Source organism: uncultured Gordonia sp. (assembly GCF_937858515.1).
Taxonomy (GTDB): Bacteria; Actinomycetota; Actinomycetes; order Mycobacteriales; family Mycobacteriaceae; genus Gordonia.
This window is the reverse complement of the sequence record NZ_CALLZT010000089.1, coordinates 1-14,982: the sequence shown is the minus strand read 5'-3', so window position 1 is coordinate 14,982 and position 14,982 is coordinate 1. Positions and strand designations below refer to the sequence as shown.

Sequence of the window (14,982 nt, the reverse complement as noted above, 5' to 3'; positions counted from 1 at the left end):
CGAGGAGATCTGACATGGCACTTCTCGGACGCGACCGGTACGCGCAACTGTTCGGGCCCACCACCGGCGACCGGATCAGGCTCGCCGACACCGACCTGCTGATCGAGGTCACCGAGGACCGCTCCGGTGGCCCGGGACTGGCCGGTGAGGAAGCGGTGTTCGGTGGCGGCAAGGTGATCCGCGAGTCCATGGGGCAGAGCCGCGCCACGCGCGCCGACGGCGCCCCCGACACCGTCATCACCGGCGTGGTGGTGCTCGACCACTGGGGAATCATCAAGGCCGACCTGGGTATCCGGAACGGACGGATCGTCGCACTGGGCAAGGCAGGCAATCCCGACACGATGACGGGGGTGCATCCGAAGCTGGTCATCGGACCGTCGACCGAGGTGATCGCCGGCAACGGCAAGATCATCACCGCCGGAGCCATCGACTGCCATGTGCACTTCATCTGCCCACAGATCATGGACGAGGCGCTCGGCAACGGGATCACCACATTGATCGGCGGCGGCACCGGACCGGCCGAGGGCAGCAAGGCCACCACCGTCACCCCCGGCGCCTGGCATCTGGCGTCGATCCTGGCCGCGACCGACCACTGGCCGATGAACATCGCGTTGCTCGGCAAAGGCAACACCGTCAGCGCCGCGGCTATGCACGAGCAGATCCGCGCCGGTGCTTCGGGTTTCAAACTGCACGAGGACTGGGGCTCGACCCCGGCCGCCATCGATGCCTGCCTGCGAGTGGCCGACGAGACCGGTGTTCAGGTGGCCCTGCACTCGGACACCCTCAACGAGGCCGGGTTCGTGGAGGCCACGCTCGGGGCGATTGCCGGACGCGGCATCCACGCCTACCACACCGAAGGCGCGGGTGGCGGCCACGCACCCGACATCATCACCGTCGCCGCCTACCCCAATGTGCTGCCCTCCTCCACCAATCCGACCCGGCCGCACACCGTCAACACCCTCGACGAGCATCTCGACATGCTGATGGTGTGCCATCACCTCAATCCGACCGTTCCCGAGGATCTGGCGTTCGCCGAGAGTCGTATCCGGCCGTCGACGATCGCGGCCGAGGATCTGCTGCACGATCTGGGGGCGATCTCGATGATCGGTTCGGATTCGCAGGCGATGGGCCGGATCGGTGAGGTAGTGCTGCGCACTTGGCAGACCGCGCACGTGATGAAGGTCAAGCGCGGTTCGCTGCCCGGCGACGGCCGGGCCGACAACGTGCGCGCCCAGCGGTACGTCGCCAAGTACACAATCTGCCCGGCGGTGGCACACGGCTTCGACGACGAGATCGGCTCGGTCGAGGAAGGCAAACTCGCCGACCTGGTGCTGTGGGATCCGGCCTTCTTCGGCGTGCGCCCGGACCTGGTGATCAAGGGCGGGGCGATCGCCTGGGCGGCGATGGGGGATGCGAACGCGTCGATTCCCACCCCGCAGCCGGTGCTGCCTCGCCCGATGTTCGGCGCCGCACCCAAGGCGGCGGCCGCAACGTCGATCAGTTTCGTCGCTCCCGGTGCGCCTGCCGATCTCGCCGGCCGAATCGGGGTGGACCGGAAGCTGGTGCCGGTCAAGAACACTCGCAAGGTCGGCAAGGCGGACATGCCCGGCAACGATGCCTGCCCGCGCATCGAGGTCGACCCGGACACCTTCACCGTTCGGGTGGACGGCGAGGTGTGGGAGGCCGAACCGGTGGCCGAACTGCCGATGGCGCAACGGTACTTCTTGTTCTGATGAAGGCTGTTCCAATAGGGCTTTCCGGGATCGGCCAGGCGCCATTGGCAATGATGTTGAGCCTGGCTGATTCCCGGCTGCCGGTGGGTGGTCACGTGCATTCCGGCGGCATCGAGCAGGCAGTTGCCGACGGTGATGTGCGCTCGGTGGTCACCCTGGCTGATTTCCTGCGCCGGCGTGTCGAAACGGCCGCGCTAGTGGCGGCGTCGGTAGCTGCTCAGGTTGCGGGCGGCAAGCTGAGTGTTCAACGCGCCCAACGCGAAATGGATGCCAGAACCCCGTCGAGCGCCGCCCGGCAGGCCTCGTACGCTCAGGGCAGGGGAATGGTGCGGCTGGCCAAAAGGCTGTATCCGCAACATGATTGGCACGAACACAGTCCGGTGAGTCATCTCCCGGTGATCAGTGGATCGGTGGGTGTGGCGGCGGGACTCTCACCGCAGCAGACGGCGCTGGTGCTGGTGTACACGACGATGAGCGGTTCGGCGACCGCGGGCCAGCGCCTGCTGGCGCTCGATCCCGCCGACGTCGCCGTCACGATCGCCGAACTGTCCCCGTTGTGCGAGCAGGTCGCCGAGGAGGCGACCACCGGACTCGCCGACCTGTCCGACCCGATCTTCGACATCTACGCCGAACGGCATGCCCGTCGCGAGATTCCCCTTTTCATGTCGTGACCACCGCCGCACTATTCACGCCGCACTATCGACAAGGAGCGAGAACCCATGCCACCCCATCTGATCGACGGTGAGCCGCACAGCCACGACCACGATCGGCCCCGCCGCCATCGCGAACCGGGCGAGGCGCTGCGTATCGGCGTGGGCGGACCCGTCGGGTCGGGCAAGACCGCGCTGGTGGCCGCGCTGTGCCGGGAGCTGCGTGACGAACTGTCGCTGGCGGTGGTGACCAACGACATCTACACCACCGAGGACGCCGACTTCCTGCGCCGGCACGCCGTGCTGCCCGACGAGCGCATCACCGCCGTGCAGACCGGCGGCTGCCCGCCCACCGCGATCCGCGACGACATCACCGCCAACCTCGACGCCATCGACGACCTGATCGCCGCGAACCCGCCGCTCGATCTGATCCTGGTGGAATCCGGCGGCGACAACCTGACCGCGACATTCTCGACCGGACTGATCGACGTGCAGATCTTCGTCATCGACGTCGCCGGCGGCGACAAGGTGCCGCGCAAGGGCGGTCCGGGCGTCACGTTCTCGGACCTGTTGGTGGTCAACAAGACCGACCTCGCCGAGCGCGTCAACGCCGATCTCGATGTGATGCGCCGGGATTCGGCGAAGGTACGCCAGGGTCGCCCGACGGCGCTGATCTCCCTGACCGACGATCCGTCGGCGAGCGAGGTGCTGGCGTGGGTGCGCACCCAACTCGCCGAATACGCGGCATCCCCGGTTGATGTTCACTGATGTCACGGTCGTCGCCCGCTCGGATGCGTCGATCCACACCGCGGCCACCGGTGGGCTCGCCGTGCGTCGTACCGGTCCGGCGCGGCTGCACTTGATCTCCACGGCCGCAACACCTCTGGGCGGTGATGAAATCCGTATCCGCGTGGTCGTCGAGGCCGGTGCGCGGCTCGAACTCGGATCGGTCGCCGCCACGATAGCGTTGCCGTCGGCACAGCGCCCCGATTCCAGCACACATTGGACTATCGAGGTCGACGAGGGCGGCGAGCTCGTGTGTGATCCGGAACCGACCATCGTCGCCGGCGGAGCACACCACACGACGACGACCATCGCGCAACTACATCCCGCTGCCCGCGTGCTGATCGCCGAACATGTGCAGGTGGGCCGTGGTGCTGCCGATGCCGGTGTCGGCGGGCGCTGGTCGGGGACGTTGCACGTGGACATCGGTGATCACCCCGTGCTGCGGCACCGGATGGTTGTCGGCCCGGATACGTTGCGGCGCGGGCACCGTGGGCTGACCTCGACGTTCAGCTACCCCGACGACCGGCCGGAGTCCGTCTCGGCCAAGGAATACGCGGCCCGCCTGCGCCTGGCGACGGTCCCCACGCCCGGCACACCCGGCCTCGGGGTCGTCCCGTCGTTGACGACGGTACTGGCCGACCGGGTCGCGGCGGCCCGGGAGATCGCCGCGACCCTCACCTGATTCAGCCGGCAGCCGATTCGGGTTCGGTCTTGTCCGAGCTGCCCGTTGCCAACTCGTCCTCGACGTGGGCGACCGACGCATGCTCGATCTCGCTGAGGTGACCCAGGGCGGTGCGGGCATACACCTGCTGTTCGGTGACGGCCAGCTGGGAACGGCCGCGGGTGGTGAAGGAGAAGAACCAGTTGATGAGGGTGTTGAGGCGGTTGCGGAAGCCGACCAGGTACACCAGATGCAGCGCCAGCCAGCCGAGCCACGCGAAATAGCCCTCGGTCTCGAACTTCTTCTTGGTTCCGGGGATGGGTACCTGCATCACCGCGCTGAAGCGTGAGATGGTGGCCATCGACCCCTTGTCGTAGTAGCTGAACGGCTTACGCTGCTCGGGAGTCTGGCCCTTGGACAGTTCGGCCTTGATGGCGTCGGCCGCGTACCGGCCGCCCTGGATCGCGCCCTGTGCCACACCCGGCACACCGTCGACGGCCATCATGTCGCCCACCACGAACACGTTCGGGTGCCCGGGAATCGACAGGTCCGGCTCGACCTTGACGCGGCCGGCCCGATCGAGTTCGACACCGGACTGCTCGGCGAGCTGCTTGCCCAGTGGGCTTGCCTGCACGCCGGCTGACCACACCTTGCACTGCGATTCGATCCGCCGCGTCGAGCCGTCCTTCTCCTTGACGACGAGGCCGTCGTAGTCGAGATCGACCACCATCGCGTTCAACTGGATCTCGACGCCCATCTTCTCCAGCCGTGCCGCGGCCTTCTTGCCGAGCTTGTCGCCGAACGGCCCGAGCACGGCCGGTGCGGCGTCGAGCAGGATCACCCGGGCCTGGGTCGGGTCGATGTTGCGGAACGTGCCCTTGAGGGTCTTGTCACCCATCTCGGCGATCTGGCCGGCCAGCTCGACACCGGTCGGGCCGGCCCCGACCACCACGAACGTCAGCAGGCGTTCGCGTTCGGCCGGGTCGTCGGACAGTTCGGCCTGCTCGAACGCGCCGAGGATGCGGCCGCGAAGCTCGAGCGCGTGGTCGATCGTCTTCATGCCGGGCGCGTACTCGGCGAACTGATCGTTGCCGAAGTAGGACTGGTCGGCGCCCGCGGCGATGATGAGCTTGTCGTACGGGGTCGTGGTGATGCGCTCGAGCAGTCGTGAGGTGACGGTGCCGGCCTTGAGGTCGATCGTGGTCACATCGCCGAGCACGACCTTGACGTTGCGCTGCTTGCGCAGGATGACCCTGGTGGCGGGCGCGATCTCGCCCTCGGAGACGATGCCGGTGGCCACCTGATAGAGCATCGGCTGGAACAGGTGATGGGTGGTGCGGGCGATCAGCGTGATGTCGACATCGGCCTTGCGCAGGCGCTGGGCAGCGAACAGTCCGCCGAATCCCGAACCGATGATGACGATATGCGGGCGGCTCATATGTGGACGACTCCTGTCAGGTGGTGCATGGCGGTCGTGACGGGCACACGTGTGCCCTGTGTGCGAGGCGGGAGGTACCGACTCGCACAGTCGTTACGGTAGCCGCTTATCCGGCTTCGGTCGCGATGAAGGGAAACTCGGTGGTGGCAGCGCGGCGGTGACGGCCACCGGATACCGCATCCTTGGTGCTGTGACCTGTGGCGATGCGGCGAAACCGGACCGTCGGTGCCTGCCCGAGTTCCCACTGGGCACGGGAGAGTTCGTATTCGACGTCCGCGAGGTCGGGGTCGGCGCAGTCGTCGGGCATCGCCACCCAGGTCAGACACATGCCGAGCTTTTCCATCACCCGCCGCGAACCGACGTTCGCGGCGGTGGTCGTCGCGAACACCCGCTGGGTACCCAGCGTCCGGAAAGCCATCGTGATGAGCGCGCCGGAGGATTCGGTGGCCAGGCCCGATCCCCACCATCGCCGCCCCAGCCGGTAGCTCAGTTCCAGTTCGGACTGCCGGCTGTGCCCGGGGTGCCGCAAGGACACCCAGCCGACGAAGTGATCGCTTTCGCGCTGACGGGCCACCCACAGTCCGCCGCGGGAGGACCGCAGGTGCGACTGCGCGCGTGGCAGAACCCAATCAACGATCTCGCCGCGCGGGGTGGGCGCGCCACCGCTGACGTAGCGCATCACCTCGGGGTCGCTGTCGAGAAGCACCAGGTCATCGACGTCGGCAGCGCAAACCGGGAGCAGGCGGGTGCGCGGGGTCTCGATGATCACCGGTGGCCCCCTTCGCCGAGTCCTGCTCTCCGCAGCTCGAACCCGCGTCAGCACGCCGCCCGTGGCAGCCTCCGGGTGAGTCTACGTCTCCGCGCGCGCACCTGTGGGTGCGTTCGGGTGTATCTCGCGTCACGGAGACGATGAAGGGGTGACGGTACGACCGGCGGGCCGCAAGGTCGCACCGAGCCGTTAGGGTTTGCCGTGTGCGCGAGAACAGCCCTTCACAGGTAGACGGTGATTCGCAGATCGAAGAGACCGAGCCCACCGACGGTGGCCCCGGCGGTGAGATCGTCAGTGAGGAACGGGTCGTTATCCGTCGGGCACCCGACGGCGGGATCGACATTCCGGTGTCGCTGCGCTGGGGCGACGTGGATCTGAACAACCACGTCAACAATGTGGTGATCGCCCGGATCTTCGAGGAGTCCCGCATCCGGGCGCTGGCCACCTGGTTCCGCAACGACAGCGGTCTGCGGCGTCCGGTCACGGTGGTGGCCCGTCAGGACATCGAGTTCCGCGCACCACTGATGTACAGCTTCGCCCCGGTGCGGGTGGTCGTCTCGGTCGGCCGTATCGGCGGCAAGTCGGTCACCATCGGGTGCCGGCTGTACTCGGCCGATGGGGAGCTGTGTGCGATCGCGCGCACGGTTCTGGTCGGCATCGAGCGGTCAACCGGGGCGTCGCTGCCGTTGTCGGACGAGGTGAAGGCCATATTCGGGAACTGGCGTGGTCCGATGCCGGATCTGCAGAGCATCTAGCGGCGGCAGGGGGAACCGACACCGATGCTGATCGTCCACCGCGCCGAACGCACCGATGTACTGGCCGACGTGCTCGCCGGCGTCCTGTCGGCACCGACTGCACCGGCCGATCCGTTCGCGCCCGAGATCGTCAGTGTGCCCGCACGCGGCGTGGAGCGCTGGTTGCAGCAGCATCTGGCCCGCCGACTCGGCACCGGTTCCACCAGCGACGGGATCTGCGCGAACATCGATTTCCCGTCGCCGGCCGACCTGGCCGATCGGATCGTGGCGGCGGTCCATTCGGGGTCGTCGTTCACCCTGACCGGCACCGGTCGGGTGGACGATCCGTGGCGTCCGGGCCGGTTGGTCTGGCCGGTGCTGCGTGTTCTCGACGCGAGTGTCGACGACGACGCGTTCCGGGTCATCGCCCGGCACGTCGGAGCGCACACGACCGGGCGCGACGGTCGCAGTGGGCCCGGCGGTGCGCAGGCTCTCGCCGATGCCGAGTACCGACAGGGCCGCAGGTACGCCACCGCGCGACAGATCGCCGACCTGTTCACCCGCTACGCGACGGCCCGGCCGGCCATGCTCGCCGCATGGGCCGCCGGGCCTACTGCCGGCGGTACCGACCTCGACGGCACCGGCGAACCGGTCGCCAAGGGTATGATCTGGCAGCCCGGCTTCTTCCGCGCGGTGCGCGCCGAGATCGGGGTGCCGCATCCGGTCGAGTATCTGGACCAGGTGTGTGCCCGTCTGCGCGAGGATCCGCAGGCAGGCGACCTGCCCGCACGGTTGTCGGTGTTCGGGCCCACGCGCATCTCCGAGTCGCTGCGCCGGGTTCTCGCCGCCGCCGCCGAACATCACGACGTGCACCTGTACCTCGCACATCCGAGTCCGGTGCTGTGGGAGCGTGGTCCGTCGTCACTGCGCACCGCGGGCGCTCCGCGACTGCTCACGCCGCCGGTGCCGCGCGGACAGTGGAAACGGTGCGTGCCACGGCATCCATTGCTGGCCAGTCTGGCCCGCGATGTCGGCGAGTTGCAGGAGCGGCTCGCAGGACTCGCCGACCGCGACCTGCACCACGCGACGGCCGACGGCCCGCGCGAGTCCCTTCTCCACACCCTGCAGGCGGGGCTGCGCGAGGATCGCCCGCATCCGGGCAGCGCCGCAGACGACGGCACCGTCGAGGTGCACTCGTGTCACGGTCCGCAGCGACAGGTGGAAGTCCTTCGCGACCGGTTGCTGCACCTGTTCTCGGCCGACCCCACCCTGCAACCGCGCGATGTGCTGATCATGTGCCCCGACGTGGAGACCTTCAGCCCGCTGATCCGCGGTGCCTTCGGCCAGTCCGGGCTCGGCCATCCGGCGTTCTCCCTGCGGGTGCGTATGGCCGATCGTGGTGTGCGGCAGGTCAATCCGGTGTTGGAGGTGATCGCGCACGTCGTGGCGCTGGCCGCGGGCAGGGTCACCGCGAGCGAGGTTCTCGACCTCGCGTCAGCCGAACCCGTGCGGGTCCGGTTCGGTTTCGCCGACTCCGACCTGGACACCATCCGGGAGTGGTTGGGCCGCAGCGGTATTCGTTGGGGTTTGGGGGTCCGGGAACGACAGCGATTCAGTATGGGGGCGTTCGCGCAGGGCACCTTCGCCGCGGGTCTGGACCGGATCGCGCTCGGGGCCGTGGCCGACGAGACCGACGGGCAGTGGCTGGGTGCGGCGCTGCCGCTCGACGCCGTCGAAAGTACCGCCATCGACCTGTTCGGCCGGTTCGCCGAATTCGTCAACAGGCTTGATCATGTTCTGTCGCAGATGGATTCGTCTGCAACCCCGGCGCGCTGGGCAACTATCCTCGCCGACGGCGTGCGTGCCCTGACCGCCGCGGTCCCCGGCGAGGACTGGACCACCACCGCGGCGCTGCGAACCATCGGCAGGGTTCTCGACGATGCTCCCGCCGAACACGGTGCGCTCGCTGCGACTTCATGCGAGTTGCGTCTGGCCGATGTGCGTGACCTGATGTCGGGGCTGCTGGTCAGCCGTGCCGGGCGCTCGAACTTCCGTACCGGCGAACTCACGGTGTGTTCGATGGTGCCGATGCGTTCGGTTCCGCACCGGGTGATCATCCTGCTCGGCATCGACGCCGATACCTTCCCGCGTGCCACCCGCATCGACGGCGACGATGTCTGCGGAACCCGGCCGCTGGTCGGGGAACGTCATCCGCGCGACGAGGACAGGCAGGCCTTTCTGGACGCCATCTGGGCGGCGACCGAGACTCTGCACGTGTACTTCACCGGTGCGGATCCGATCACCGGTCGCGCGATCCCGCCGGCAGTCGTCGTCAGCGAACTGGTCGATACCCTGGATACTCTCACCGGCGCCGACGGCCCGGCCGCAGGTGCGGGTGTGGTGCGCCGGCATACCCTGCACGCCTTCGATTCCCGCAATTTCACCGACGCCGCGGTGCGCGGTATCGCAGGTCCGTTCAGTCACGACACCTCGTTGCTCGACGGGGCGCGTGCCCTGCGATCAGCGCATGGTGAGCACGCCGTGGCAGTCCCGGCACGGTGCGTCTTTGCCGAGCCCACGCACGAGCCCGTCGCGACAGGTGCCCGGGACATCGACCTGGCCGATCTGATCGCCTTCCACATCTCGCCGATCGAGGCATTCTTCCGGCAGCGCTTGCAGATCTGGATTCCGCAGGAGGAGCAGGCGCACGCGGACGAGCTGGACATCACCCTGGGCGGACTCGACGAGTGGGGTGTCGGCGACAGGCTGCTTCGGCGCATGCTCGACGGTGCATCGTTGCTGGACTGTCAGGCCGCGGAGCTGCGCCGGGGTACGTTGCCGCCCAGGATGTTCGGTTCCCGGCAACTGCGCACGATTTCGGACGCGGTCACCGACGTGCACGACGCGGTGGTCCCGTTGCGTCGGCACGCGACCGGCGACGGCGGCCACAGGACTGCCGATGTGCTGGTCCCGCTCGCCGATGGCAGACGCATCCACGGCACGATAGCCGACGTGTTCGGTGAGAACATCGTCACCGCAACATTTTCCAAACTCCGCCCCAAACAGCGGTTGGCCGCCTGGATCGGTCTGCTCGCCCTCGCCGCGGCGCCGACGGTCGGTTCCGGCTCCGCGGCGCCGTCGGTCACCTCGGCGGTGGTGGTCGGCCGCCGCAGGAGCAGGACCGGAGGGGTTGCCCTGTCCCGGTTCGGTGTTCCCGACGATCCGGTACCGATTCTGGAAGAGCTTGTCGCGGTGCGTGATCTGGGACTGCGGAAGATCCTGCCGGTCACCGCGGACCTGGCCGCCGAGTTCGTCGAGTCCGGCCGCCGTTCCGGCGGGCTGGTGGGGCTGTCGGCCGCGCGGCGATCGTTCGGGCACGAATACGGCGAGTCGTGGAACCGGTTCGTGCGGATGGCCTTCGGCGGGGATGTGTCGGCGACCGTCGACTTCGATGACCTGCTCATCGACCGAATCGGCGATCGCGACGACATCGATTGGGGTGCAGTAGGTCTGGAACCGGATCCCGATCTCGGTGATGACGCCGGAGCCGTGTTCTGCGCACTCGCCCGGAAGCTGTGGATTCCGTTGCTGAACCACGAGGTGGACGCATGAGCAGAACAACCGGTGCCGGCGGACCCCGGTCGTTCGACATCACCGCACCACTGCCGCCGGGCACCACAGTGCTGGAGGCGAGCGCCGGTACCGGCAAGACGTACGCCATCGTCGGCCTCGCGGCCCGTCATATCGCCGAGGGTACGGCGATCGACGAGGTCCTGCTGGTGACTTTCAGCCGCGCGGCCAGCGCCGAACTGCGCGAGCGGATGCGGGAACGGGTGCGCGGACTGTGCGTCGCACTCGCCGACCCCGCGTCGGCATTGCGCTCACCGGACCCGCTTGAGCGGTTCCTCGCCTCGGGCGATCCGGCGCAGGTGGCCGGGCGGCGCGACAACCTGCAGCGGGCACTGTCGGACTTCGACGCATCCACCATTGCCACGACCCACACCTTCTGCAACCGGATGCTGGAAGCGTTGGGCTTTCTCGGGGAACGGGACCTGGTGGCCGCCATCGTCGAGGACGTCGACGAGATGGTCGCCGAGGCCGCACGCGACCTGTACATGGATGGTTTCAAAGACGCAGACAGCCCCGAATTCGGTTTCGGCGCTGCCGAGGACATCGCCCGCGATGCGATGCGCAATCCCGCGGCCGAACTGTCCCCGGACGAGTCCGAACTGGCCGATCCCGGCTCCCCGGCAGCGCAGGCCGTGCTTCGCCGGGTGCGATTCACCCGCAAGCTCCGGACAATCGTCGAACGGCGCAAACGGGCCTCGCGGGTCCGCACCTACGACGATCTGCAGGCCATCCTCTACCGGATCGTGTGCGACAAGGACGTCGGCGCGCAGGCATGCGCGCGTATCCGTGAGCAGTTCGGGGTGGTGCTCATCGATGAGTTCCAGGACACCGACCCTCAGCAGTGGGAGATCGTGCGGCGCTGTTTTCACGGTCATCGGCCGCTGGTGCTGGTGGGCGATCCCAAGCAGTCGATCTACGGCTTTCGCGGCGCCGAGGTCCTGAGCTATCTGTCCGCGGTCCGGTCCGCCGATCAGCGGCTGGCACTGGATACCAATCACCGCTCCGACGGTGACCTGGTGGCCGCGCTCGCCCGAATCTACGGAGGTGCACAGCTCGGCCACCCGGAGATCGTCGCGCGTGCGGTCGGCGCCGCCCGCCCGGGCAGCCGATTGCACGGCGCGGCGCCGCTGCGGATCCGTGCACTGGTCCGCGCCGACTTCACCGTGTTCGGCGACAGCGGATTCCCGTCCGTCGACTACATCCGGCCCCGGGTGATCGAGGATGCCGCCGACGACATCGCCGCCCTGCTCTCATCGCCGGTGCGCCTCGGCGATGAGAGTCGTCCGGTGCGACCCGGCGACATCGCCGTGCTGGTCCGGACCAACAAGACGGTTGAGCCGCTGCGGCGTGCGCTCGCCGAACGCGGTATCGCCGCCGTCGTGGGTTCGGGCGCGAGCGTGTTCCGGACCGCCGCTGCCCGGCACTGGTTGTGGGTGCTGACCGCGATCGAGTCGCCCGCCCGCACCAACAGTGTCCGGCTGGCCGCGACCACTTCGCTCATCGGCTGGTCGGCGGCCGATCTCGCCGACGCCGACGACCAGCGGATCTCGGCGTTGGCAGCGCACATCGCCGAATGGGGCAGGGTGTTCGTCGAAGCCGGCTTCTCGGCGATGGCCGCGTGCATCGTCGACCAGATGGCGGTTGCCGCGCGGGTGCTCGCGGCCCCGCACGGCGAACGCGCGATGACCGATCTGTTGCAGGTCGCGGCGATCTGCAACAGACAGGTGATGGATCAGGGCTGGGGCATCAGCGAACTCACCGAGTGGTTGACCGATCGGGTCGCCGACGTCGTCTCACACGCCCGCACCGAGGATCAGACCCGTCGTCTCGAATCGGATGCGCAGGCGGTACAGATCATGACGGTGCACGCCAGCAAAGGACTGCAATTCCCGATCGTCTACCTGCCCTTCGCCTGGGACAGCCTCCACATGCCCGACGACAAGACGATCATGTATCACGATCCGGACGGCGTTCGTCGCCTCGACGTCGGAGGCAAGAGTGCCCCGGGCCGGGCACGCCGGTGGGCGCAGGCACAGGCCGAAACGGTCGCCGAGGAATTGCGGCTGCTGTACGTCGCCGCGACACGGGCACAGTCGCAGGTGGTGATGTGGTGGGCACCCGCATTCGGTACCCGAAACGCACCACTGCACCGGCTGACCTTCGGCGGGCCTACGGCCGGTTCCGGGCCGCGCACCCAGGCGTGGCCGGTGCCCGATTCGGTCGATGTCCCCGACGACGGCGCGGTGGTGGCCATCTTGCGTGGCGTGGCCGCCGGCACCGCGATCTCGGTCGAACCTGCCCGCGCGGCGCACACCACGTGGACCGATCCCGCCCGCGATCAGCCTGCCGGTGCGCTGTCGGCCGCGACCTTCACCCGCGAGATCGACCAAACCTGGCGCCGCACATCCTATTCCGCGATCACGGCCGGGGCCCATGGCGCGGCGTCACCGGTCACCGCCGGCAGCGAACCCGACGGTGACATGCCGGGGGACATGCGCGTGCACACCGACGACGATTCGGGGCAGGCCACCGATCCGGTCGCCGAGCCGGTGGCGGTCGGTGACTCGCCCACGGCGTCGCTGATGAACGGCCTGCCGTTCGGTGCGGCGTTCGGCACCGTCGTGCACGAGGCCTTGGAATACGTCGACACGTCCGCCCCCGACATCGACGCACACGTACGCGAGCTGGTCGCCGAATCGGTGGGGGCCGCCGACATCGACATCGACGTCCTGACCCGGGCGATCGTCGGAGTGCTGACGACGCCGCTGGGTTTCGGTGACCTGTGGTCGATTCCGCCGCGAGACCGGCTCTCCGAGCTCGACTTCGAGTTCCCGCTCGGCGGCGAGGACGGCGCGGATGGCGGCTTCACGGTGGCCGTGGTCGCCGACTTGCTCGATCGGCACCTTCCGGCGGCTGATCTGTTGGCCGGGTACTCGGCTCACCTGCGGGAGCTGCCCGCTCAGACCTATCGCGGATTCCTCACCGGCAGTATCGATTCGGTGCTGCGCCGGCCCGACGGCCGGTTCACGATCGTCGACTACAAGACCAACCGGCTGCGGCCGGGTGATCTGCTGGCCGAGGATTTCACTGCCGAGGCCATGGCCGCCGAGATGATGGCCAATCACTATCCGCTGCAGGCACTGATCTATTCGGTTGCGCTGCACAGGTTTCTGCGCTGGCGGCTGCCCGGGTACGAGCCGCGGACACACCTTGCCCCGGCGCAGTATCATTTCGTGCGCGCCATGATCGGACCGGAAACACCCCCTGGATGCGGAGTGTTCGAATGGGAGATCCCGGTGGAGTTGGTTGTGGCCCTGTCCGATCTGATCGCCGGATCCGAACTGATCGCCGGCGCCGCGGAGGTTGCCCGATGACCGACGGTACCGCCGGGCAGGACCGGTTCGCCGACGACCTGGTGTTCGGTGCCGATCCGGTGCTCGAACCGTGGAACCGGGCCGGTGTGCTCTCGGCCGCCGATCTGCACGTCGTCGACCGGCTGGGCAGATTGTCGGGGGAACGGATTACCGATGACGCCAAACTCGGTGTGGCGCTGGTCGTGCGGGCGGTGCGGCAGGGGTCGACCTGCCTGGCGCTGGACGGCGTCACAGAATCGATTGCCGGGTCTGCCCCCGAGGACGTGCGCGTGCCGTCGGCTCAGGCTCTTGCCGACGCGCTGGCGAGGTGCCCGCTGGTGGCCGGTGCCGGCACCGGACCGTTGCGTCCACTGGTGCTGGCCGACTCCGACGACGGTCCGCTGCTGTACCTGCACAAGTACTTTCGCCAGGAACACGTCATCCGGTCGGTGCTCGACGACCGCGCCGCACGCGCCCCCGAGGTCGACCCGGATGCGTTGCGGGAGGCCGTGTATCGCGCTTTCGGCGAACCTGGCGCCGCGGATGCGGATGGTTCCTCAGATGATGTCGCGACGGTCGACGCACGGCAACGACTGGCCGGTTTCGTCGCGGCGGGCCGCTGGATCACCGTCCTGGCCGGTGGTCCGGGAACCGGCAAAACCTTCACCGTCGCAAGGATTCTCGCGACCCTCGAACATCTCGCCGAGCATCGTCTGCGGATAGGACTGTGTGCGCCGACGGGCCGCGCCGCCGCACAGTTGGAGTCGTCGGTCGCCTCCTACCGTCGCGATGCCACTCCTATCCGCGCGGTCACCGTCCACTCGTTGCTGTCGTGGCGGCCGGGTGCCAACCCGCGGTACAACCGGACCAACACCTTGCCCCACGACGTCGTGGTGGTGGACGAGACGTCGATGCTGTCGATGACGGCGATGAGCTACGTGCTCGACGCGATCCGCCCCGACGCCCGGATCATCTTTGTCGGCGATCCGCATCAGCTCGAATCCGTCGACGCCGGTGCCGTTCTCGCCGATCTCGTTGACAGGGTCGAAGCGGGGGCTGCCACCACGACCGCCGACGCGCGGGTGCGGGCCGCCGAGGCGGCCACCCTGGCCGGTATGCGCGTGTCCGACGACGCCGGCGGGCCCCCGGACCCCGACGCGGTGGTCGATGACACGGACCCCGACGCGGTGGTCGATGACACGGACCCCGACGCGGTGGTCGATGACAC

Annotated in this window: 10 protein-coding genes; 8 read left to right on the top strand and 2 right to left on the bottom strand. The window is 68.4% G+C overall.

Annotated elements, in window-relative coordinates; translation table 11 throughout:
- The first annotated feature begins 14 nt into the window (after window positions 1-14).
- The 4 genes from Q0627_RS07935 to Q0627_RS07920 are packed head-to-tail and all read left to right on the top strand — an operon-like array spanning window position 15 to window position 3,851.
- The gene (locus Q0627_RS07935; RefSeq protein WP_298808889.1) at window positions 15-1,733 is read left to right on the top strand and encodes an urease subunit alpha; all 1,719 of its coding nucleotides are present in this window, start codon (window positions 15-17) and stop codon (window positions 1,731-1,733) included.
- A 50-nt stretch (window positions 1,734-1,783) separates the two neighbouring features.
- The gene (locus tag Q0627_RS07930) at window positions 1,784-2,404 is read left to right on the top strand and encodes an urease accessory protein UreF (protein ID WP_298808887.1); all 621 of its coding nucleotides are present in this window, start codon (window positions 1,784-1,786) and stop codon (window positions 2,402-2,404) included.
- 48 nt (window positions 2,405-2,452) lie between these two features.
- The gene (gene ureG / locus Q0627_RS07925; RefSeq protein WP_298808885.1) at window positions 2,453-3,151 is read left to right on the top strand and encodes an urease accessory protein UreG; all 699 of its coding nucleotides are present in this window, start codon (window positions 2,453-2,455) and stop codon (window positions 3,149-3,151) included.
- Window positions 3,141-3,851: an urease accessory protein UreD gene (locus tag Q0627_RS07920; protein ID WP_298808884.1), complete on the top strand. Its 711-nt coding sequence runs from the start codon at window positions 3,141-3,143 to the stop codon at window positions 3,849-3,851. Before ureG ends, Q0627_RS07920 begins: the two co-directional genes overlap by 11 nt.
- A gap of 1 nt (window position 3,852) precedes the next feature.
- On the opposite strand, the gene Q0627_RS07915 is transcribed toward Q0627_RS07920, so the two are convergent.
- Both Q0627_RS07915 and Q0627_RS07910 read right to left on the bottom strand, forming a co-directional pair.
- The gene (locus Q0627_RS07915; RefSeq protein WP_291015213.1) at window positions 3,853-5,268 is read right to left on the bottom strand and encodes an NAD(P)/FAD-dependent oxidoreductase; all 1,416 of its coding nucleotides are present in this window, start codon (window positions 5,266-5,268) and stop codon (window positions 3,853-3,855) included.
- A gap of 106 nt (window positions 5,269-5,374) precedes the next feature.
- Window positions 5,375-6,037: a GNAT family N-acetyltransferase gene (locus Q0627_RS07910; protein WP_291015211.1), complete on the bottom strand. Its 663-nt coding sequence runs from the start codon at window positions 6,035-6,037 to the stop codon at window positions 5,375-5,377.
- Between the two features lie 203 nt (window positions 6,038-6,240).
- On the opposite strand from Q0627_RS07910, the gene Q0627_RS07905 reads away from it, so the two are divergent.
- The 4 genes from Q0627_RS07905 to Q0627_RS07890 form a co-directional block, all read left to right on the top strand.
- On the top strand, window positions 6,241-6,792 hold the full coding sequence (locus tag Q0627_RS07905) for a thioesterase family protein (protein WP_298808881.1): 552 nt from the start codon (window positions 6,241-6,243) through the stop codon (window positions 6,790-6,792).
- A gap of 24 nt (window positions 6,793-6,816) precedes the next feature.
- A complete protein-coding gene (gene recC / locus Q0627_RS07900) occupies window positions 6,817-10,383 on the top strand; it encodes an exodeoxyribonuclease V subunit gamma (RefSeq protein ID WP_298808879.1) in 3,567 nt (1,188 codons plus the stop codon).
- Complete coding sequence (locus tag Q0627_RS07895) at window positions 10,380-13,775, top strand: UvrD-helicase domain-containing protein (RefSeq protein WP_291015205.1); 3,396 nt, start codon at window positions 10,380-10,382, stop codon at window positions 13,773-13,775. Before recC ends, Q0627_RS07895 begins: the two co-directional genes overlap by 4 nt.
- The coding region (locus Q0627_RS07890) for an AAA family ATPase (RefSeq protein ID WP_298808876.1) at window positions 13,772-14,982 on the top strand (1,211 nt) is incomplete at its 3' end. The genes Q0627_RS07895 and Q0627_RS07890, both read left to right, overlap by 4 nt.